Raw genomic sequence first — 21,233 nt, forward strand, 5'->3', positions numbered from 1 at the left:
AAATATACAATAGATATTACTTGGAATTCCAAAGAAAAAGACCTGAGCTCTTAACTCAGATCTTAGTTAATGTTCGGTACTTTTTCAGCGTCCTCCCTCAAAAGCGTTTTTTTGTTTCCAATCTATCTGGCCTTCATCAGGCCTCCAGATTAATCTCTTGCCCTGCATGTTTATCCGTTTCTTCCAGAAACCCTTGCATCCTTCACATTAAGCTGTATGCTTTTGTTGCCGTTGTATTCATTGATGTCAGGATAGTAGACTAGGTCCAGGAATACATCCCTGATCGTATCATCAACTGTGTAGGCGGTCCCATTCCCGTCATTTACCATCGACAGATATCTATCGCTGCCGTTGAACCAGATGCCATCAGTAATGGAATTCCCTCTCCTGAAGCTAAGCTTCACATGGTTCTTCTCCCGGCCAATGAACCTGGAGCTCACAACCTCAACACCCTTGTCCCCGAATACCGGTGAAGGATTACCCTTGCCATATGGCTCAAGTGTAGATATGTCGCCAATGTCCTTCATCGTCACTGTGTCAAACCTTAGCGGGACATCGATTGATATCTTCGGAACCAGGTCCTCGGGCTTCAAGCTGCATTTGCCATTAAGCCTTCTTCTGAAGTCTTCTATGTTCCCTTCCTCGATGGAAAGTCCGCAGGCCATTGGATGGCCTCCATACTTCAGAAGGATATCGTCGCATTCCCTTATCGCCTCGATCATGTTGAATTCCTCAATGCTCCTGCCGGAGCCCTTTGGGTTATCCCTGCCACCTGTAAGGACTATGGCAGGCCTGCTGAACATCTCCTTGACCCTGCCTGCAACGATCCCTGCTATGCTCTCATGTACAGACCTGTCATAGACAACAATTATCCTGCTCTCTTCCTGCCCTTCTTCCCCGATCTTCTTCAGAACAGATTCCAAGGCTTCGGTTGTAAGCTCCTGCCTTCTTGTATTGAGCTCCACCAGGTTCACTGCCAGTTCAAAGGCCCTTGACATGCTTTCAGTCGTCAGCAGCTCAAGCGCAAGCCTTGCAGATTCAAGCCTTCCGGTAGCATTAATGCAGGGTCCTATTATGAATCCGATATGGTACGCCCCTATTGTCTTTCCTTCAAGGTCGCTTGCCTTGATCAGCGCCTGCAGGCCCTTGTTTCTGGTCCTGTTCAAAATATTCAGGCCTTCCCTGGCGATTATCCTGTTCTCATCTGACAGGTCCACCACATCGCATATGGTCCCAATGGCAGCGAGTTCCAGAAGCTCATCGCTGATATCGAATTGAGCTCCCATCAGAGAAAACAAGGCGCTTGAGAACTTATAAGCTATCCCCGCTCCGGAAAAGCCTGAGAAAGGATATTCCTCATCCCTTCTGTGCGGATTGATTATGGCATCAGCAGGCGGAAGAAGCATCCCTTCATGTTCCCCCATAGGTATATCATGATGGTCGGTTACGACGACCTGCATGCCAATCCCTTTGGCAAGTCCAATCTCCTCAAAGGCTGAAATGCCGTTGTCGCAGGTGAGAATAACCTCAGCTCCCTCTTCCCTTAGGATCCGAACCCTTTCAAGATTCATTCCGTAGCCTTCCTCCTCCCTGTGGGGGATCCAGCAGGAGACCTGTGCTCCGAGCCTTTCCAGAGCCTTCTTGAGTATGGCGGTGGAGGTCACTCCATCTGCGTCATAGTCTCCGTATATCACAATATTCTTCTTTTCAAGTATCGCATCCCTTATTATTCCAGCACCTTTCATCATGTCCTTCATGATAAAGGGGTCCCTGAGCTGTCCTATTCCGCCATTCAGGAACATTTCAGCCTTCTCTGCCGTATCCACTCCCCTGTTAAGAAGGAGCCTTGCGATAAGCGGGGAAACCTTCGCATTTTGAACTATCTCAGACAGGCTGCCTGAAGCACCCTTGATAAACCATCTAGCCATTTAAACATCTCCAATTTCAATCTCAACAATCATTATAGCAGACACAGGAACAAAATATACACCGATGTCCACCTAAGGTTTAGTACTGAAGGTTAGAAATCTGAACTGAACCAGGTCTGGACAGATCCTGCTGGAAGTACATATAATCAGGGGGAGGTGATTTTTTTGAAGCTTAGGAAATCAGAAATAAAGGATTTGCCGGAAATCCTCGGGATAATTGGAGATGCCAAAGGGTTCCTTAAAAGTCAGGGGCTTGACCAGTGGCAGTCAGCATACCCTTCAGGCGAGGACATACTTAAGGACATTGAACAAGGGTATGCCTACGTATTGGAAGACGGAGACAGGATCATGTGCACCGGAGCCATCCTTGAAGTCGCAGAACAGTTCTACGAAGTCATCTACGACGGCTCCTGGATAACCGATGGGAGATACATGACCATCCACAGGCTCGCCACCCGGAGCGATTCAAGGGGCAAAGGCACAGCATCTGGATTCATAGAAGAGACTGTGAAGCTCTGCAAAAAAAGAGGCTTGCCATCAATCCGCATAGACACCCATAGAGGGAACCTGCCCATGCAGAGGATGCTTGAAAAGAATGGATTCATAAAATGCGGTACAATTATCTTCGGAGACGAAGGTGAGAGGATTGCATTTGAAAAGGTCGTATGATGTGGAAAGAACAGGCAGCATTCCTGTGGAATGCGACCTGTTCTCTTTTTGCCTTTATTTTGCCGTTCCCTTTTTCTCAAGCAGGAAATTGTACAGCATGTCTTCCCTGAGGTCATGCGCCTCAGCTCCCAGTCCCAGCTTCTCAAGCAGTGTGTAACCCAGCTCCATTGCAGTTGCAGGGCCTCGTGAGGTTATTACGTTGCCAGAGGATACCGTTACTTCTTCAAGATACTTGTTGCAGTCTATGATGTCCTTGAAGCCCGGAAAGCTAGTTGCCTCCTTGTCCTTGAGGAGGCCTGCCTCGCTGAGGACTATGGGTGCAGCGCAAATTGCAGACAGCAGCACATTCTCGCCATTATATTTCTTAAGAAGCTCAATGACCCTCTCGTCATCCCTCAGGTTTGCAGCTCCAGGCATTCCTCCAGGCAGATATACCAGGTCGTAAATATCCTTTTCGATATCAATATACTCAAGCCTTACATCGCTCTTTATCGTTATTCCATGGGAGCCTTCAACGAACTCCTTGTCAATGGAGCATATATGAACCTTGACATGGGCTCTTCTCAAAATATCTATCACCGTGACAGCTTCAATCTCCTCAAAGCCCTTTGCAAGCAGAACCAGTACCTTTTTCAAAATAACCCCTCCTGTCTGTTCCAATTGAAGCCTTAGCCTCAATTTGATTATACCATAATTCACAACCCCTGCTTCAAAGCAGCAGAGTGTCACCTGTAGCTGTGTATGCTCTCTATCAGAGTGTTGACTCCAACATAGGTGAACAGGACGCATATGAAGCCGATGAGGCAGAACCAGGCGGCCTTTTTGCCCCTCCAGCCCCTTGATATCCTCATGTGTAGATATGCCGAGTAAATCATCCAGGTTATCAGGGACCAGGTCTCCTTAGGATCCCATGCCCAGTATCTTCCCCATGCCCTTTCAGCCCATATTGCCCCTGTAATTATTACCAGTGTAAGGAAAAAATACCCTGTTGTGACAGCCCTGTAGCTGATCATGTCCAGCCTCTCAGCTGAAGGAAGGTGTTTCTTGAGGAAATCATCCTCCCTGAACCTGTCCCTGGCAAGGTACATGGCTGATACTCCGAAGGATACTCCAAATGAACCATACCCCACTACAGCTGTAGCCACATGGAATGTCAGCCAGTTGCTCTGGAGAGCAGGCATGAGCGGCCTTACATCCTTGTTCTGCATTGCAGCGTACCCAATTATGATTATTGCCACCGGAGTAACGAAAGCACCCATGGCCCTTAGTCCGTACTTCTTTTCGAACAGTATGAATACAAGGATTATTCCCCATACAAATGAAGTGGCGAACTCATACTGGTTGGTGAGCGGAACCCGTCCTGCTCCAATGCCCCTTGATATGAGCGCAAGGGTATGGAAACAAAAGCCTGCCCTGGCAGCGAGGCTTCCCCATTTCCCCATCCTTTCATTCCTTCCCAGGAGGAATGAAAGGTATAATACCATGGCTGCCACATAAGATATGAATGCACTATAGAATAAAATGCTTTCAGCCATTAAGAAGCTGTTGCCGTTCATGATTCACCTCCGGATACTGTCTTTACAGCCTGCCTGATGTCCTCTGTGAAGATTGCCTGATTCCTCCTGGACCAGCCCCAGACCCTGGTCACGCCCTTTTGTGTATGCGCAACAATTTCCTTTGGCTGAAGGAAGAATGCCAGCATGGCTCCGATAACCATCAGTGCCCCTCCTACCGATACCCACAGGAGTGCAGGGTCCCTTACAATTTGGAGATATGTGAACATGGTGGGGTCATTTGCCCTGAAGGTATACTCAAGGTACCTTATCTCCTCACCTGGGGCAGCGGCATCCATCTTCACCATCTGTCCCTTATAATACACGGCATATACGTATTTCGGATTCTTGGGCAATGGGGACAGTGTGGCAGGGTTGCCGTTGACTACGGTGAAATCCGGATAGAAAGACATGTAGTAGAGTGCGATGTCCCCTTCCTCAAATACCTCGGACTGGTAGAGCGTCCTCTCAGAAATGACCTTGCCGGCCTTTTCAAGTTGAGCCTTCAAAGCCCAGCCTGTTCCGCTCTGGTATATGCTCATCCCGCCGACTCTCATGGGAGAGTTTACAATTATCCTTCCGGTCTTTGACGAGGAGCCCTGAGGTCCGTCCACCCTGACATCGGAAATATACTGGTTGACAGTATAGTCCTGCCTTAGCTCAATGTCGAAGTCAAGGATGCTAAGCGTATAGCCTGTATCAAGGATCCTGTGGTTTGTGCCGGGAATGCCGTATATGAAGGTTTCGAAGCCGGTTGTCCTACCTATGTAGAATGCCAGTATCACAATCAGTATTCCAAGGTGGAGAAGCCATGAACCTAAAGGTCCTATTTTGTTCCTTCTTGACCAGGTCCAGCTGCCTCCCTCTTCATCTTTCTTCTGTATTTTTCTGAAGCCAAGCTCCTTCATGAGCTTTAGTGCACCAGATGAGTCCAGTGTCGTTCTGACCTCTGCACCTCTTTTTAAAGAAGGCTCCTGTTCCCTACTGACCTCCTTCAATACTGAAGGCAGCCTCGTGATGCTGCAGAAGAAGAGGTTCAGTAGAAGAAGGACGACCAAAGCCACAAACCACCAGGATGAGAATACCCGGTCGAACTGAAAGAGCCCTATCACCTTATTGCCACCTTCGCCATAGGCGTTAATGTAATAGGCTTCCTCCCTTCCCTGCGGGATCACGGTTCCTGCTATTGAGGATACTGCCATGACAAGCAGCAGTGCAACTCCGAACTTCATTGAGCTTAATAGCTTCCACGGCTTCTTAAGAATATCCGACATACAACGCCTCCAAACAAAAAATCGGGGCCCTCAGCAGGCCCCGCCGGGGAGTGTGGTCACTTCAGAAGGTCAAGCGCTTTCTGTGCAATTTCCTTTGCTTCATCAAGGTTCTTGTTCGACTTTTCCCAGTTATGGAAGCCTTCGCTGTTCTCTACGAACACGAAGTCCCACTTGAACTGGGCCTGCCTGTGCAATTCCCTGACCTCATCAAGCTTTTCCTTTGAAAGCTTTCCGTCCTTTACAGCCTTGTCCAGCTCAGTTATAAGCTGCTGTATCACTGCTGCCACCTCTTCGGTCTTTTCATAGACACCCTTCTGGATGCTCTCGACCATCGATGTCATTGAAGCCTCTGTCTCACCTGAATGGCACTTGAGGCATGATTCCTTTATCGACAGGAGAGGGCTTGTCCAGTGGTGCGAATTGAAGGATTCAAGCTTTTCGCCCTTGATTTCAGGCATATGGCAGGCAACACAGGTAACTCCCATGCTGCTGTGGATGCTTCCCTGATAGGTCTCGAATTCCGGATGCTGTGCCTTCAGAAGCTCAGTTCCTGTCCTCGGATGAACCCAGTCAGAGTATCCGATGCCATCATAGTACGCAAGCATGTCATCAGTGTCGAAGCCCTTTGCCAGAGGAAGGATTACCTCCTTCGTATCAGGAGCGAGATAGTATTCCACATGGCACTGGGCGCAGGCCTGCTGTCCGGGAGCAATTTCAGCCTTTGCAGCAGTGAGTGCCGTAGTCAGGTGCGCTCTTGTAACATTGACGACGCCCGGCTCATTCATGTGGCAGTCATAGCAGCTGATGGTCTCAAAGTCTTCCTTCACCGTCGCAGCAAAATCAAGGGAATTTGCCTTCATCCCCTCCTTGTTGAGGAGAGCCACGAAATCACTTGTCTTGCATGCAAGGCAGCTTGCTGCAGCCTTCGGCCTCTCCGTAGCAATGACATCCTCCAGAGCATATAGATGCCCCCTCGCTCCCAGATACTCCTTGCTGAACCCGTAGCCTTCATAGAATTCCTTCAGATAGGGGTGCTTCTCAAGATAATCTGTCTGTATGGATCCACCGTATGCGGTCGCATTCATCTGGCTGTTCTCAAGGTATGTGGCATAGACGTCCGGATGCTTGGATTGCCAGTCCTTTGCCGAAATCATCTCATCCTCCTTGCTTGAGCAGCCTGCCAGAATGAAAAGTGCGGAAACAAAAATCAGAAGCAGCAACTTCCTCCTCATGGCACACTTCCTTTCAGGTGATAAACCTCTTCATGAAATTGAACCAATATTCAGTTTATTAATTTCGCTAACTACAGTATATCAATTAGCCGACCTAAGTGAAAGGCGTCATCATTGAACTTTATGTTAAGAGAAAGGCAGGACCTGCAAAGATTTCGCAGGTCCTGCCCTATGTTCAGATGCTTATCTATATTATATCAGCCTTGCTCACCTTATCGCCGAGCACCACCATGAACACGTTCTTGCCCCTGGCAGCCCTGTTCTGGAGCTTGATATCCTCCAGAGGCACCTTCTTGTCTGGGAAGCCCTTTGATGAGAGCACAAGCTCCTTCTCATTGGTTACCACAGACGCGAAGAATACCCTGTCCTCTTCTTTGAGGTTTATTCCAACGACACCGGAAGCATTCTTTGAAAGCAGTGATATTGACTCGGTCTCGAACCTTATGGCCATTCCCTTTTCGGTCACCATCAGCATTGAAGCCGATATGCTGCCCGGGAAGGCTCCCGCGTAAGCGAGACGGTCGTCAGGCTCCTTGAACCTTATTACGCTCCCTGACATGGAGTCGCCAAGGAAATCCGATATTGGAGTCCTCTTCACGAGGCCGCCTTCAGTCGCCAGGTATACCTCCCTGTCGTCATAGAGCTCATCCTCCATTGTGAACACCCCGACTACCCTTTCACCCTTCACCATGTCTCCGTAAAGGTCAGACAGGCTTATGGGCTCCTGAAGGTTTTCGAACAGGTACATCGGTATCTTGCAGTATGCGCCGAGGCTTGTCACGGCTACAAGTGAGAGGTATGAAGCTCCTGTCACGTTGTACGTTGACCTCGACCTTCCAGCCCTCTGCATTACCTTGATTTCACCTTTTTCTGTGACAGTAAGGTTGAACTCCCTTGCCTCATAGTCATTCTCGAAATGTACCCTGGCAATCTCGTCCTGAGGAGGCAGTGTAAGGAACTGGTCTGGAACTATCATCCTGTCTTTTATCTGAACATCAGCCTCAGGTACTGTGAAGTCAAGTCCCATGGATGTCAGTATCCTGACGAACATAGGCTTTTCAGGTATCTCTCCTGAGAGCAGTGAATCCCTTTCAAGGACCCTGTCCTTGTAGGCCTTCGGCAGAAGCTCACCTAAGGTATTGTCCTCAAGTATTCTTCCCCTCTCAAGCACCACTGCGTATACCTTTTCGTTTTCCTTGAGCTTAAGTCCCGATATCTTGGAATAATTCGTCTTAAAGCTCTCCAGAAGAGTCCTTTTGAGACCTCCTCTTGATGTCATGAACTTCACAACAGCCTCTTCATCAGGATCCTTTACCGTAAAGGCTGCCACTATCTCTTCATCGGAAAGGTCTATGCCCTTGACGAACTCATCAAGCCTTTCTCCCTTCTCCTTCCATTTCAGGTCAGGCAGAAGATGCGTCTTAATCTGGTAAAGCATTCCGCTGGCACCGAAAATGTAGAGCATCTCTTTTGTGTTGCTCTGGACAATGACCCTGCACGAATCACCCTCCCTGTACTCGATGGATGACACGTCAGAGGATACCCTCTGGAAGTTCTTGAGAGGCAGCCTCTTCAGGAATCCATCCTTGGAAATTGTGACCATGACGTCTTCTTCCACAAGAATGTCGCTGGCATCTATGACCGCCTCAGTGGCATCAGCGATTATCTCGGTCCTCCTGTCGTCTCCGTAGCTTGCGGAAACCTCCATGAGTTCCTTCTTTATGAGCTTTTTAAGCTCCTTTTCGCTCTCTATTATCTTTTCAAGTGAAGCTATAAGCTTTTTAAGCTCCCCGTGCTCCTTGATGTATACCTTCAGTTCAAGTCCTGTTAGCCTGTAGAGCATGAGCTCAAGTATGGCCTGTGCCTGGGGGTCTGTGAATCCGAATTTGGACATGAGGTTCTCAGCTGCATTTGCCCTTGATGTTGACTGCCTGATCGTCTTAATGACCTCATCAAGCACATCGATTGCCTTCATGAAGCCTTCGACTATGTGGAACCTCTTCTTTGCCGTATCCAGCTCCTTGAGGGTCCTTCTGGTTATTATCTCCTTCTGGTGCTCCACATACTCCTTTATTATCCTCTTGAGCCCCATGGTCTCAGGCTTGCCTTTGGAAAGAGCCACCATGTTGAAGTTGAGGTTTATCTGGAGATCACACCTCTTGTAAAGGTACAAGAGTATCTTTTCAGCGGTCTGCTCGTCCACGGCCTTCTTGAACTCGATGACGGCCCTTACTCCAGTCCTGTCTGACTCATCCCTTATGTCGGTTATTGACTCAAGGGCCTTCTGATGCTTCTTGTCCGCAGTCATGTCAGAGATCTGCTGAAGGAGCCTTGCCTTGTTCTTCCTGTATGGAAATTCGGTAACGACGATGCCAAGTCTTCCGTTTGGAAGCCTTTCGATCACGCACCTGGACCTTAAGGTCACCTTGCCCTCGCCAGTCATATAGGCCTGCTTAAGGTCCTCTTCGCCGATGAGGATTCCGCCTGTAGGAAGGTCCGGTCCCTTGACATGCTTCATGAGGCCTTCAGTCGTTATTTCCGGATCGTCGATGAAGGCGCAGGTCGCGTCAATGACCTCCCTCATGTTATGGGGAGGAATGTTTGTGGCAAGCCCGACCGCGATTCCGAAGGCTCCATTGACGAGTAGGTTCGGATATCTTGCGGGAAGCACCACAGGCTCCATTTCCGTATCAGAATAGTTTGGAGTGAAGTCAACAGTATCCTTGTCAATGTCCCTTATCATCTCGAGGGCTATCTTCGAAAGCCTTGCCTCCGTATACCTCATGGCCGCAGCGCTGTCTCCGTCCATTGAGCCCCAGTTTCCGTGGCCGTCTATAAGAGGTGCTCTCGTTGTGAAATCCTGTGCAAGTATGACCATTGAGTCGTATACTGATGAATCTCCATGTGGATGGAACTTACCGAGGATGTCTCCGACTATCCTTGCGGACTTGAAATACGGCCTGTCAGGAAAAGCCTTCAAGAGATAAGTCCCGTAAAGTATCCTCCTGTGCACCGGCTTCAGCCCGTCCCTTACATCAGGAAGAGCCCTGTCCTTGGCTACCTCCACAGCATAGGGGAGGTAATTGTCGGGCATGGCTTCTTCAAGCGGAACATTTATTATGTTGTTGTCAGTTGGTATGGCATTCTTTTTAGACAAAAGCGAGACCTCCTAGAATTCAGCATACTTGTACAGGTAGTTTTTCCTTGGCTCGACAACATCTCCCATGAGCAGCGAGATCATTCTCTCTGCCTTGGCAGCATCGTCAATGGTTACCCTCAGGAGAGTCCTTGATTCAGGATTAAGCGTGGTGTCCCACAGCTGCTCCGCGTTCATCTCTCCCAGTCCCTTGTACCTCTGTATCATGAATCCCTTTCCTATGAATTTCTTGGCTTCTTCAAGCTCACTGTCCGAGTAGGCATATCTGTGGACTTCACCATTCTTGCCATTCTTGTACACCTTGTACAAAGGAGGCTGTGCAAGGTAAAGGTGTCCGTTCGCTATAAGGGGCCTCATATATCTGTACAGATAGGTCATCCAAAGGGTCCTTATGTGGTAGCCGTCTACATCGGCATCGCTCATGATGATGATCTTGTTGTACTTGAGGTCGCTTAGCCTGAAGTTGTCCAGCGTGCCCGTGCCGATCGCAGTATTGAATATCCTCAGTTCCTCGGAGCCAAGTACGTTTTCAAGCTTCTGCTTCTCGGTGTTCATTATCTTGCCCTTTGAAGGCATTATGGTCTGGAACCGCCTGTCCCTTGCCTGCTTGGCCGACCCGCCAGCGGAATCTCCCTCCACAACTATGAATTCAAGGCTTTCCTTCTCCTTCATGGTGCATACGGCTATCTTGCCGGCAAGAGGAGCGGTGCCTTTTCCGACCTTCTTCCTCTCAGCCTCGTTTATCTTCTTTATCTTGTCTCTCCTAAGAGCCGCATCCAGGGCGTTGGATATGAGCGATGAGGCTATCTCCTTATGGTCCTCTATCCATTCCGAAAACTTCGTGTAGGAGAGGTCGTTCATAAGGGTATATGCCTCATTGTTACCAAGCTTGTTCTTCGTCTGTCCCTCGAACATCGGGTTGTTGAGCCTTACCTTGACAATGGCTGTCATGCCTTCCCTCAGGTCGTCACCCTCGAAGTCCTTGTCCTTTACTATTCCAAGCTTCTTTCCCCATTCCTTGAAGGCCCTAGTCATTCCGGTCTTGAAGCCGGACTCGTGGGTACCTGCCTCAGTGGTAGGAATATTGTTTACGTAGCTTGCGAGAGTCTCCAGCGTGGAATCAGTGAACTGAACGCACACCTCCCCCTGAAGCATCATGTTTCCGATGCTTCTCTCGCCTTCGAAGAGTATTGGCTCCTGATGGAGAACAGTCTTGGACTCGTTTAGGTAGTCGATGAAGTCAAGGAGTCCTCTTTCGCTGTGGTAGACCTTCTCGTAAGGCTCCTCTCCCCTCTCATCCCTCAATACAAGGGTTATGCCCTTGTTCTGGAATGAAAGCTCCATCATCCTCTCATCTATGACCTCGAGCTTGAAGTCTATGCTTGAGAAGACCTCCTTGTCCAGCATGAAGGTCACGCTGGTACCTTCCTTGTCGGTCTTTCCTACTACCTCAAGCTTTGTAACCGGAGTACCCGGCATCTTTCTTTTGCATTTCTCGTCATATGCGTATTCGAACCTCTGCCTGTGTATCTTTCCGTCCTTATGGACTTCAACCACAAGCCATTCGCTTAGGGCATTGACAACAGAAGCTCCGACTCCATGAAGTCCGCCTGATGTCTTGTAGTTGTCGTTGTTGAACTTTCCTCCGGTATGGAGCTCAGTATAGACCATCTCCACTCCTGAAATCTTCTTTACCGGATGTATCCCTACAGGGATTCCCCTGCCGTTGTCCCTTACAGTCACGCTCCTGTCCCTGTTGAGGATGACAGTTGCAATGTCGCCGTATCCATTGGTTATCTCATCTATTGCATTGTCCAGGATCTCCCAGACGCAGTGATGTATACCCTTCGTCCCGGTGCTTCCTATATACATTCCAGGCCTTACCCTTACAGGCTCCAGCTTCTCAAGGGAAGTCAGGTCAGTCACGCTGTATGATTTCTTGCTCTCTTCCATAAAAACCTCCTGCACCATCAGCTTTGAACATCTGTTCTAAAGCCCGCCATATCGATTATACATCATGGCGAAAAAAATTGAAACATCAGTGTCTCCCTATTCAAGTATGAAAAGCGAAGCAGAAACCGTCACTGATTTGGGAGCCAGAGCACTTTTACCTTCAGTCTTTCCCCAAAGCATTGGAGTCATGAGCAAAAGCTCGTCCCCATGGCCTTCAGCATCGAAGGTGGTACTTATCCTTTCCCTTGATACTACAGACATGTTCTCTGCCATATGGGCAACAATTTCATCATTCGAGTATTCCTTCAGACCGTATGCTTCCCTGAGCTCAATGAGATGCTCCCTCTCCGGCACCACCTTAAGCACCTTTCCGCCGGGCTTCAGGACTCTCCTGAATTCCCGGTAGCTTGCCGGTGTAAACATGTTGATGACGAAATCAAGGCTCTGTTCGGAAAAAGGCAGGCTGCCAAGGTCTGCCACGAAAAACAGTATATCCTTTTCAGTCCGGCCTGCAATTGTAATTCCCCCGCTTGAGATGTCTATACCCAAAAGGCGTGCCTCAATACCCTTCTCTTTAAGCTTTTCATCCAGGTATTCAAGTCCCGTACCCTCTCCGCAGCCGGCATCAAGGATAACAGGCTTACTAATTCCAGACTCCGCCACTGCATCTGCAATCCTGTCAAGGATACCTTCAAAAAGGCCCAGCCTCATGAGCTTGCGCCTTGCTTCAAGCATATCTTTGCTGTAGTTTTCTTCGCCGTATCCCAAGACGAAATTGACAGTGCCTTTTTTGGAGAAGTCATAAGTGTGCCCTGACTGGCACTTCAGGCTTCTCCCCTCAACAGAGAGCTTCCCTCTGCACTTGGGGCATTGGAGGATTCCAAGCTCACTTATCGACTCCATCCTTCTTTCGACCTTCGTTTGCATGCTAAGCACCATCCTTCCATTCACCTTAGAATTATACCAGATTCTTGGAACTGAAGAAACAGAAGGCTTTACAGGAGAGCATGCTTAAACAATGCATTGTAAACTATTGCAACAATACGTATAATCTAATCAAAGGGCCAGTCTGCATGGACTGGAGGGAAGGGAGTGGTGTCAATGGCTGAAAAGACAAGGCTTGGCCTGGTGGGTCTCGGATCGATCTGCAAAAAGGCTTATATGCCTGTTCTCCTGAAGGAGAAGGACTGGACGCTTAGCGGCTGCTATTCCAGGTCCGAGGACAAGAGAAAAGCCTTCGGTGAGGAATACAGGATGAAGGTCTTTGATTCACTGGACGAGATGGCAGAAAATGTTGATGCTGTAGTCATCAACACAAGCACTGACAGCCATTTCGAGATAGCCTCATACTTCCTTGAAAGAGGCAAGCATGTCCTGATGGACAAGCCCCTTGCTGAAACCGTAGACGAATGCGAAAAGCTGGTACTCACATCTGTACAGAACAGTGCGACACTTATGGTCACCTATAACAGAAGATTCGCTCCAATGTATCGTTTCCTGAAAGACCACATAACCAGTACTTCCCTCATACGGATAGTAAAGAACAGGTCCGGCGGGATCGGACCTAAGGATTTCGAGTTCACCCTTAAGGACGACTACATCCATCTTGTGGATACTGCACGGTGGCTTTTTGACGGCAAGCTGATCCTTGTCGACGGAGAGCTTGCGGTAAACAGCGAAAATCAGCTCATTTACGCAGAACACTTTTTCAGGAGCCCGGAGGGCTGCAGGATACAGACGATAATGCACAGGGATTCCGGGCTTGACCGCGAGATCCTTGAGGTCGTAACGGAAGGGACAACCTTCAGGGTCCTGGACATGTCGGTCCTTGAAACTGAGAAGGATGGAAGCCTCAAAACGGAGTATCCTTCACCATGGAACACCCCTGAAAGGATGAAAGGCTTCGAGGATGCTATACTCCATTTCTTTGCAGTCCTTAACCGTGAAAAGGAGCCTGTCTCCAACGGAAAGGAAGCACTCGCAACCCAGAGGATCATAGACAGCATAGTAAAGTCCTACTAAAAGACAGTGGCTCCGGAAAATCTAACCGGAGCCACTGTCTTCTTAGTTATACCCGTTTCGTATCTTGGAGGGAACACGAAAAAGAAAATCTATATATACGCCTGTGTCGGCGCTGCAAAATTCATGATATTTTATCATACCTTCTTCTCTTCCTGACAAGAAGTACGACAAGGAAAACTGCCATGGCGATAGCAAGACCTGCAGCAATCCAGCTGTTTCTGCTGTTATCCGTTAAGGCCGCTGCAGGAGCAGAAGCTTCTCTGTTCCTGTAATCCATTCGAGCATCAAATGGAACCCCCTTGTCGTTACCACCGTTACGTCCACCCTGCATTCCTCCTGCAGAGCCGTTGCCGCCGTTAGCTGAAGGCTTTTCACCACTAAGCTGAAGCGCAATGTTCTCAGCCATGCTGAAGGCTGCAAGCTTTAACCTGATAGGGCTCCCCTGCATCATCCCTCCCTGCATATCCTTGCCTGGAGCTCCATTCCCGCCTGGCAGCCTTCCTTCAGGAACAATTGCCTTAGGTACCTGCATATCTGTTTCCACCATATCAGCCTGAAGTCCTTCAAGGTCCTCTTCTGTGACATCGCTTATGTTCTCCTGATATTCCTCGTAGGTAAAGAACGCAGTAGGATCAGTCCTTACAAGTTCCCCGATGAGGCTGTCAAGCTCTTTTATCCTCTTCCCAAGATATTCCTCAGTAAGGTAGCTGTCAGCCATCTCCTCAAGGTATCCATGATACCTTTCGAGATATTCCCTGTTACTTAAAAGCACCTTTACAAGAGGTCTCGAGGAAAGGCTTCCCTGCACCGGCTCGTCTATGTATACCGATGAGGCAGATGAAGCTCCCATGCCGAAGCCCCCGAAGGACATGTTATAGTCCCAGGGGAGAATCGTGAACTTCCCGTCCACCTCGTAAAGGTAGTAGTTGTGTCCGAAATTTCCCAGGTAGCTGTCGAAGTTCATAAGTGCTGTATTCGCTGCAATGTATCTTAGCGCACTGTCCACATCGAGGTACTTCTCAATGTCAACGCCTGATTCTATAGAATTCAGCAGATCCGTTACCTTTCCGAAGTCGTAATCCTCCTTGTTGGTCTTTATCTCAAGACCTGTGTAGCTTGCTTCATTATCATCCAGGTAGGCTAGCGTGTTTCCGTCAGATTTGTACAAGTCACCATCGGCGTACTCAAAATTCCTCTCAAGATATGGTTCAAGAATACTTTCCACCGCTAGATAGAGACCAAAATACTCACCGTTAATCGAGACCTTCGCATACGAGAAGAGTGGAACCTTCAATCCGAACTTTTCCATTATCTCATAGGAAAGGAACTCCCTCATGTACGAAGGGTCGGAATACATGTTGTTGAGATTCAGCTGCAGGTCATCCCCAAGCTCGACCTTGAAGCTGTACCTTTCACCACCGGACCTTGAGACAGATGACAGGCTTGAATTCCCCTTGGTCCTTATCTTCACTCCGGAATAAGTATCACCGTTTATGGTAATGTCTGCAGATCTGTATTCTTCCTCAGCTGCGTTTTGAAGCATGTCAGAAAGCAGCTCTTCATCGATCGTAATATCCACTTCCATTACGGCATCCCTCTGGAAATAGCTGTCAGATGGAATCTCAGAAGCTTCAGCTGCAAAGCTCTCAAATGGGAGGGAAAGTAAGACGAGTACTGAGGCAGCTATGAGCAGAATGCTCATGAGAAGGTCTTTCAGCATATTCCTCCTGTCTGCCCTCTCCATCATGCCGCATACTCTCCGTTGAAGCTTACCAGGGATGCGTTCCTTACTCCCCTGATGGCTGTCAGCTCATTCACGAATGATGTGTCGCTTCCCTTGATCCTCACCTCGAATATCAGCTCCATATCGCCTTTGGACATGGTCTTGGACTTGAGCCTTACCTTGTCGAACCTCTTCTTGAGAAGCTCAGACACGCTTACCTCCGCAAGCTCACCGTCAAGGTCAACAAGCAGTATGTACGGGGACTCCTTGGAGCTCTGTGACTCAAATGCCACCAGTACCCCGCCTATTATTATGGAAGCCATCAGTGCCAGTGGGAGCAGTCCTGCGCCGAGGACTATGCCTCCTCCGATTGCCCAGAAAAGGAAAACAAGGTCAAGAGGATCCTTTATGGCTGTCCTGAATCTCACAATCGACAGCGCACCGACCATTCCAAGGGACAGCACCACATTGGAGGTGACTGCCAGTATGACGAAGGTAGTGAGCATGGTCAGCAGGACAAGCGAGGTGTTGAATGGCTTCGAGTACATGACACCCGCAAAGGTCTTCCTGTATACGGTATAGATGAACATGCCGAGAAGGAATGACGCACCCAGTGCTATGGCTGCATCGACTATGGAAAAGGCCGTAACCTGCTCAAGAAAGCTCGATTTCAATATGTCTTCAAAATTCATGGTTAACATCTCCGTTCAAAATATGATATTTCTAACCCCACATGAGCCTGCCGGCCATGTATTTGGAGTTTGATGTGCTCATGGTCTCGTTGACCTGGACAAGGTCACGTATAAGCTCCGGCAGGAAGTTGTCGAATTTGACCTCAAGCACGCATTTGCCTTCACCGTCCTCGATCATAGGCAGGTCATCAGAAAAGAAGTCCGAAACATCCCTAGAGGTCCTTATGTTGTAATCAAGGGTTACCCTGACATTTCCAGGCCTGAATGTATATGCCTCCCGTTCATAGATGACGATTGACTTGGGCTTAAGGAACTTTGTCCTTGCCTTGACGTAGAAGTCGAGAAGCAGCGGATCTTTCTTGTCTCTCAGAAACCCGATGCTTCCTTTCATGATCGACACAGCTTCATCCTTTGTCAGCCTTGCGCTCAGCTTGTAGCCCTTCGACCCTTCCTTCACCTTCTTCTCCAGCCTTATGAAGCTTAGGTCTTGGTTGTAGTACCTTATCCTGAACTTCTCGCGTGAAGGTGCTCCGTCTATCTTCTCCTTCAACGCCTCGTCATAAAGTGAATCAAAGTACAGGCTCTTTATGATATAGGGCTTTCCCTTTGAGTTCTCATCCATTTCAAGGATCCTGTTAAGCCTCGAGCTAAGTGACGCCCTGGCCGCCTGTGATATTATATGCTTGAATTCGTTCCTGTAGCATCTTTCCTCCACTCTTCTCCCCTCCCTTTACCTTCTATGATCATTCTACCCCTTAGGTCAGTATCGAATCCCCGTAAATATTGCGTAAATTTCATGTAAAATTCCCGCAAAAAAAACTGCAGCCGATACGGAAGCAGTCTTTTGAGATTAAATATATTTTCTATAAGATATTTTGACTTATTTCTTTACCGTTGCAAAGAATATTGTGAAGACAGTTCCTCCCGGACCTGTCTCAACTTCGATCCTTCCGCCATAGGAATTGACTATGGACTTTACTATTGAGAGCCCTATTCCATGGACACCGTTCTCGCCCTTGTAGAACCTGTCGAATATCCTTGGAAGCTCATCTTCCTTTATCCCCTTGCCGTTGTCGGCAACGGATACTACTATCCTCCCGTCCATCTCCCTGCAACTTACCTTAATCTCATCCTTTGCGTACCTGACAGCATTGGAAAGGAGGTTCTGGAATGCCCTTTCTATGGACTTCTCATCATACGTGAACATGACGGGCTCATCCTGGAAATCGTACAGCACATTTACTCCATTCTTCTTGAGAAGGGTCGAATACCTTTCTACAGTGTAGGACAGGGTTTCCCTCAGGTCGTTCTCAGACTGCTCCATGTCCCTGGACCTGGCCTCCAGCCTTGACAGGTATATGATGTCCTCGACAAGCTCAGAAAGCTTGTCAGTCTCCTGCCTTATGAGTGATGACGCCCTGTCCTTGTCCAGAAGGTCATGCTCTATACCCTCAGCGTTGTTCTTTATGATCTGAAGAGGAGTCCTCAGCTCGTGTGAAACGTTCTGGAAGAATACCCTCTGCTCAGTATCATATTCCTCAAGCTTCCTCGTAGTGTCGTTCATGACGTTCTTAAGGTCATGAAGCTCCAGGTCCTTGAAATCCTCATCAAGCACAGCATAGTCACCATCACCTATTCTCCTTGCAAAGCTTGAAAGGTGCTTTATGGGACCTGTTATCCTCGCCGCTATCATGCTTGCTGCAACCAAAGCTCCAGCAAGGGCCACAAGCATGGTTATCCAGAGAAGCCTGCTCAGGTTGGTCTCAAGCTGGTACATGTCTGTCATGTTGATGTAGAAGACCGCATAGCCTCCCGGCAGGTTCTTGCTCTCGACTGAAGTATAGTAGAACAGCCCTGATTCTGTCTGGACCTTCCTTATCTCATCAGATGACAGGTCCGGCTGCTCCTCCTTAAGGGCTTCCGTGAAATCTCCGAAATCATTGGAGCTTTCAAACGGCAGAGGCCTTTGTGTCGGGAAAAGCACCTCGTAATCCTCGGAGATTATTACAGCCTCAGCCTTTCCGGCAGGCTTCTTGTCATCCTTTTCCGGTATTGTATCACCTGTCCTGGGATCAGTCCTAACATACTCTGTTGATGTGGACAGAATCTCGTTCGCATTGTTCTCAATGTAGTTTGTTATAAGCAGCTTGAATGCCGCAAAGACCGCCACAAAGGCCGCCACCATAAGTGTCGCGACCATGAGGATAAGCCTTGTCCTTATGCTTTTTCTCCTGACCATGTGGTCATTCCTCCTTGAGCGTGAATCCGAAGCCCCATACGGTCTCTACCTTGACCTTTGAGCCCTGAAGCTTCTTCCTTAACCTTCGTACAGTATCGTCGCATGCCCTGGTTTCAATATCCTTCCCGTAGCCCCAGATCTTGTCAAGAAGCTCATCCCTTGACACAGCCCTGTCCCTGTTTTCGGCAAGATATAGAAGCAGGTTGTATTCACTTGGCGTGAGGTCAACGTCATAGCCCCCTGCAGTAACCTTCATTGTCTTTCTGTTTATCGACACGTCACCGTAGACTACCTTTTCCTCTTTGTCTCCGCCTCTTTCATTCCTGTCAAGCTGTACACGCCTGAGCATGGCCTTCACCCTCATTACAAGAGATATTGCACTGAATGGCTTCGTGAAATAGTCGTCGCTCCCAAGGTTTATTCCGGTGGCGTAGTCGATGTCACTGTCCCTGGCAGTAAGTATTATTATAGGGACTGAGCTTATGTCCCTTATCTTCTTGGTTATCTGAAATCCCGTTGAACCGGGCATCAGGACGTCCAGTATGCAAAGGTCGCAGGGTTCAACAAGGAACCTGTCATAAAGCAGGTCTCCGTTCATGAAGTCCTCCACCTGGTAGCCTTCGCTTTCAAGGAAGGTCTTCACCGTTTCCCTTATGCCTGCTTCATCCTCTGCGATATATATTCTCTCATTCATTACAAACACCTCTACTAAAGTATATATGATTTTCAATGTCCATGTTACGCAAAATCCACGAAAACGGGCAAGAAAAGGGCGGTGCTTTTTGCACCGCCTCGTATCAGTCTATATTTCTTCCGTAAAGGATTGACGAGAAGAACATTCCGCTAATGCAGACGTCCCTTGAAAGTGTTCCTTCTTCATAAAAGCCCAGTGACTTGTAGAGCTGCTTGCAGGATTCCTGGTCTTCCCGGACTCTTAGGTTAAGCTTCCTTATGACTCCCTTTTCCTTGCACTCGAGTATTGTCCTCTGGATCAGCTCCCGGCCGACTCCCATGTGCCAGAAATCTTCCTTTATTGAGAGTGTAAGCTCCCCGATATGCCTGAACTTGTCAGTTCCCGAGGTTGCGACTATTCCAAGTCCTATTATCGAGTCTCCGGATATGGCAAGCAGCACATGGTTGCCCCACCTGGAAAGGTGCTTCTCAAGCATTCCGTCACCCATCTCAATCATGTTGTGCCACATGAGGTCACCGAAGGTGGTTGTCTTGTTGTCCCTGCCGTTCTTTGCAATATAGCTTTTTATCGCTTCCTTATCCCTTGATGTCGCTTCTCTTATGACCAGTTCCAAGATATCTGCTGACAGTTCCATTTCTGTACACCTTACCTGTTGTTTTTACTAAATTATAGTGTTGTGTAAACGGTTTGTAAACATGGTAAATTCCAAAAAGGAACAATATCAAAAAAATATTTTTCCTTTCTCGCAAATTTACATATTTTGTTGAATTCATTAAGATTGTCCAGAAGCATATATAAATATGTCTTCAGACACACCATGGCATTCAAATATAAGCAAAAAACCGGCCAATTGGCCGGCTTGTCTGACACTAAAATTTTACCTGAATAGTCATTTGTCCAGTTTCATCCTATGGCTCATAACCGTCTGACAGGGTCTTGAGGAATGCGACAATTGCATTGACCTCGTCAGGTGTGAGACCAAGGTCGCCAAGCTCATCGGTGTTCACTGTCCCTGCATATTCCGGCTCAGGCCAGTCCGAAACATCGCGTGAGTTATAGAACTCGACGATTTCTTCCAGCGACTTGAAGTATCCGTTATGTCCGAAAGCCTTGACGAAGCCATCGTATGGCCTCAGGTCGACATTCCTAAGGGTCGGAACCTTGAACTTCCCAAGCTCAGGCTCATATACCTCTTCATCGAATCCAGCAGCCATCAGGAAGCCACCCAGTCCCATATCCACCCACTCCTCACCGTCAGAATTCCATTTCTTCGGCATGTCGTAGAACGGATTGTCCTCATACCGTGGAATTCCAAGATTGTCATAGGTGAAGTCAGTGAAGAGCGGCTTTTCACCATCAGAAATATGGCAGTCAGAGCACATTGCCCTTTCGGTGTTGAATAGATTAAGCCCTTCCATCTCAAGCTCCGAGAGAGTCGCTTCACCTTTAAGATAGAAGTCATACTTCGAAGTGAACGGGTTGACTTCATCACTCTTCTCATATGCGGAAATAGCCCTTGCTATATTATCATAGGTTCCAGCGACATCCTTCTTGAAATCAAGGGAGCCTTCTCCAAATACCTCTTCAAAAAGGTCAGCGTAATCAGACTGGGCTACCTTTACGCATACGGTCCTTGCGTTTGGCATAGCCTGCTCAAGGGGATTGAGAAACGGTCCCTGAGCCTGTTCTGCAAGAGGATCGCCCAAGGTCCATCCAGTGGCTCTTCCATCCCAGAACATTCCGCCTATCCATACTTCTTCAGACTCGTCGTAATAAAGCACAGGGCTTTCACCGCCATAAGATGCTGCAGGCGGCTTGCGGTTTCCGAATCTGGTTGGAATTGCTCCGGGGTAAACAACGGTAGTTTCGTTGACGATCTCATCCGGTCCGGTAAAGCCAACTTCAGGCGCATGGCAGGTCGCGCAGGACATCATGGAATTCGCGGATAAGTCAGTATCGAAGAAAATCATCTTGCCAAGTGACTCGATCGGTGTCAATGTGCTTTGAGCCTCCAGATTAGCCGCAGCGGGTACGTCCGGCAGGACAATGAGAAGCGTCATGAGTGATGCAAGCAGCAATCTCTTCCGAATCTTCATG

General features: G+C 48.4%; 17 protein-coding genes. 2 read left to right on the forward strand and 15 right to left on the reverse strand.

Going from position 1 to position 21,233, the window contains the following annotated elements; translation table 11 throughout:
* Nucleotides 1–170: 170 nt before the first annotated feature.
* On the reverse strand, nt 171–1,928 hold the full coding sequence (gene recJ / locus J2Z34_RS03970) for a single-stranded-DNA-specific exonuclease RecJ (RefSeq protein ID WP_209458573.1): 1,758 nt from the start codon (nt 1,926–1,928) through the stop codon (nt 171–173).
* A gap of 165 nt (nt 1,929–2,093) precedes the next feature.
* Between recJ and J2Z34_RS03975 the strand changes: the two genes are divergently transcribed.
* The gene (locus J2Z34_RS03975; protein WP_209458574.1) at nt 2,094–2,597 is read left to right on the forward strand and encodes a GNAT family N-acetyltransferase; all 504 of its coding nucleotides are present in this window, start codon (nt 2,094–2,096) and stop codon (nt 2,595–2,597) included.
* Nucleotides 2,598–2,651: 54 nt separating this feature from the next.
* Here the strand turns inward: J2Z34_RS03975 and J2Z34_RS03980 are convergent, their stop codons facing one another.
* From J2Z34_RS03980 to J2Z34_RS04010, 7 genes are all read right to left on the reverse strand, one after another.
* Complete coding sequence (locus J2Z34_RS03980; RefSeq protein WP_209458575.1) at nt 2,652–3,233, reverse strand: DJ-1 family glyoxalase III; 582 nt, start codon at nt 3,231–3,233, stop codon at nt 2,652–2,654.
* Between the two features lie 89 nt (nt 3,234–3,322).
* Nucleotides 3,323–4,153, reverse strand: a complete 831-nt coding sequence (gene ccsB, locus J2Z34_RS03985; protein ID WP_245250503.1) for a c-type cytochrome biogenesis protein CcsB — start codon at nt 4,151–4,153, stop codon at nt 3,323–3,325.
* Nucleotides 4,150–5,424, reverse strand: a complete 1,275-nt coding sequence (locus J2Z34_RS03990) for a cytochrome c biogenesis ResB family protein (protein WP_209458576.1) — start codon at nt 5,422–5,424, stop codon at nt 4,150–4,152. Before J2Z34_RS03990 ends, ccsB begins: the two co-directional genes overlap by 4 nt.
* Before the next feature lie 56 nt (nt 5,425–5,480).
* On the reverse strand, nt 5,481–6,656 hold the full coding sequence (locus J2Z34_RS03995; RefSeq protein WP_209458577.1) for an ammonia-forming cytochrome c nitrite reductase subunit c552: 1,176 nt from the start codon (nt 6,654–6,656) through the stop codon (nt 5,481–5,483).
* A 187-nt stretch (nt 6,657–6,843) separates the two neighbouring features.
* Nucleotides 6,844–9,813, reverse strand: coding sequence for a DNA topoisomerase (ATP-hydrolyzing) (locus J2Z34_RS04000; protein ID WP_209458578.1), 2,970 nt, complete (start codon nt 9,811–9,813; stop codon nt 6,844–6,846).
* 12 nt (nt 9,814–9,825) lie between these two features.
* Nucleotides 9,826–11,766 carry a DNA gyrase/topoisomerase IV subunit B gene (locus J2Z34_RS04005; protein ID WP_209458579.1) on the reverse strand — a complete coding sequence of 647 codons (1,941 nt, stop codon included), beginning with the start codon at nt 11,764–11,766 and terminating at the stop codon, nt 9,826–9,828.
* A 96-nt stretch (nt 11,767–11,862) separates the two neighbouring features.
* The gene (locus tag J2Z34_RS04010; RefSeq protein WP_209458580.1) at nt 11,863–12,693 is read right to left on the reverse strand and encodes a methyltransferase domain-containing protein; all 831 of its coding nucleotides are present in this window, start codon (nt 12,691–12,693) and stop codon (nt 11,863–11,865) included.
* A 174-nt stretch (nt 12,694–12,867) separates the two neighbouring features.
* Here J2Z34_RS04010 and J2Z34_RS04015 point away from each other — a divergent pair, with 174 nt between their 5' ends.
* Nucleotides 12,868–13,788 carry a Gfo/Idh/MocA family protein gene (locus J2Z34_RS04015; RefSeq protein WP_209458581.1) on the forward strand — a complete coding sequence of 307 codons (921 nt, stop codon included), beginning with the start codon at nt 12,868–12,870 and terminating at the stop codon, nt 13,786–13,788.
* A 121-nt stretch (nt 13,789–13,909) separates the two neighbouring features.
* Here the strand turns inward: J2Z34_RS04015 and J2Z34_RS04020 are convergent, their stop codons facing one another.
* The 7 genes from J2Z34_RS04020 to J2Z34_RS04050 form a co-directional block, all read right to left on the reverse strand.
* Nucleotides 13,910–15,535: a CotH kinase family protein gene (locus tag J2Z34_RS04020; RefSeq protein WP_209458582.1), complete on the reverse strand. Its 1,626-nt coding sequence runs from the start codon at nt 15,533–15,535 to the stop codon at nt 13,910–13,912.
* Complete coding sequence (locus J2Z34_RS04025) at nt 15,532–16,203, reverse strand: DUF4956 domain-containing protein (protein ID WP_209458583.1); 672 nt, start codon at nt 16,201–16,203, stop codon at nt 15,532–15,534. Before J2Z34_RS04025 ends, J2Z34_RS04020 begins: the two co-directional genes overlap by 4 nt.
* Nucleotides 16,204–16,234: 31 nt before the next feature.
* Nucleotides 16,235–16,918 (reverse strand): polyphosphate polymerase domain-containing protein, encoded by a 684-nt coding sequence (locus J2Z34_RS04030; protein WP_209458584.1) that lies wholly within the window; start codon nt 16,916–16,918, stop codon nt 16,235–16,237.
* 165 nt (nt 16,919–17,083) lie between these two features.
* Nucleotides 17,084–18,442 (reverse strand): sensor histidine kinase, encoded by a 1,359-nt coding sequence (locus J2Z34_RS04035; protein ID WP_209458585.1) that lies wholly within the window; start codon nt 18,440–18,442, stop codon nt 17,084–17,086.
* Between the two features lie 4 nt (nt 18,443–18,446).
* Entirely contained in the window at nt 18,447–19,136 is a 690-nt protein-coding gene (locus J2Z34_RS04040) for a response regulator transcription factor (RefSeq protein WP_209458586.1), read from the reverse strand.
* 103 nt (nt 19,137–19,239) lie between these two features.
* Entirely contained in the window at nt 19,240–19,770 is a 531-nt protein-coding gene (locus J2Z34_RS04045) for a GNAT family N-acetyltransferase (RefSeq protein WP_209458587.1), read from the reverse strand.
* Nucleotides 19,771–20,044: 274 nt separating this feature from the next.
* A complete protein-coding gene (locus tag J2Z34_RS04050; protein ID WP_209458588.1) occupies nt 20,045–21,232 on the reverse strand; it encodes a cytochrome-c peroxidase in 1,188 nt (395 codons plus the stop codon).
* Between the last annotated feature and the right edge of the window lies 1 nt (nt 21,233).

It is taken from the genome of Youngiibacter multivorans, assembly GCF_017873395.1.
Classification (GTDB): domain Bacteria; phylum Bacillota; class Clostridia; order Clostridiales; family Clostridiaceae; genus Youngiibacter; species Youngiibacter multivorans.

What these genes read in the sequence shown, in the direction of transcription:
- recJ (WP_209458573.1), bottom strand. Translation starts at nt 1,928, where the DNA reads ATGGCTAGATGGTTTATCAAGGGTGCTTCAGGCAGCCTGTCTGAGATA.
- ccsB (WP_245250503.1), bottom strand. Translation starts at nt 4,153, where the DNA reads ATGAACGGCAACAGCTTCTTAATGGCTGAAAGCATTTTATTCTATAGT.
- J2Z34_RS03990 (WP_209458576.1), bottom strand. Translation starts at nt 5,424, where the DNA reads ATGTCGGATATTCTTAAGAAGCCGTGGAAGCTATTAAGCTCAATGAAG.
- J2Z34_RS03995 (WP_209458577.1), bottom strand. Translation starts at nt 6,656, where the DNA reads ATGAGGAGGAAGTTGCTGCTTCTGATTTTTGTTTCCGCACTTTTCATT.
- J2Z34_RS04005 (WP_209458579.1), bottom strand. Translation starts at nt 11,766, where the DNA reads ATGGAAGAGAGCAAGAAATCATACAGCGTGACTGACCTGACTTCCCTT.
- J2Z34_RS04010 (WP_209458580.1), bottom strand. Translation starts at nt 12,693, where the DNA reads ATGCAAACGAAGGTCGAAAGAAGGATGGAGTCGATAAGTGAGCTTGGA.
- J2Z34_RS04015 (WP_209458581.1), top strand. Translation starts at nt 12,868, where the DNA reads ATGGCTGAAAAGACAAGGCTTGGCCTGGTGGGTCTCGGATCGATCTGC.
- J2Z34_RS04020 (WP_209458582.1), bottom strand. Translation starts at nt 15,535, where the DNA reads ATGATGGAGAGGGCAGACAGGAGGAATATGCTGAAAGACCTTCTCATG.
- J2Z34_RS04025 (WP_209458583.1), bottom strand. Translation starts at nt 16,203, where the DNA reads ATGAATTTTGAAGACATATTGAAATCGAGCTTTCTTGAGCAGGTTACG.
- J2Z34_RS04035 (WP_209458585.1), bottom strand. Translation starts at nt 18,442, where the DNA reads ATGGTCAGGAGAAAAAGCATAAGGACAAGGCTTATCCTCATGGTCGCG.
- J2Z34_RS04040 (WP_209458586.1), bottom strand. Translation starts at nt 19,136, where the DNA reads ATGAATGAGAGAATATATATCGCAGAGGATGAAGCAGGCATAAGGGAA.
- J2Z34_RS04045 (WP_209458587.1), bottom strand. Translation starts at nt 19,770, where the DNA reads ATGGAACTGTCAGCAGATATCTTGGAACTGGTCATAAGAGAAGCGACA.
- J2Z34_RS04050 (WP_209458588.1), bottom strand. Translation starts at nt 21,232, where the DNA reads ATGAAGATTCGGAAGAGATTGCTGCTTGCATCACTCATGACGCTTCTC.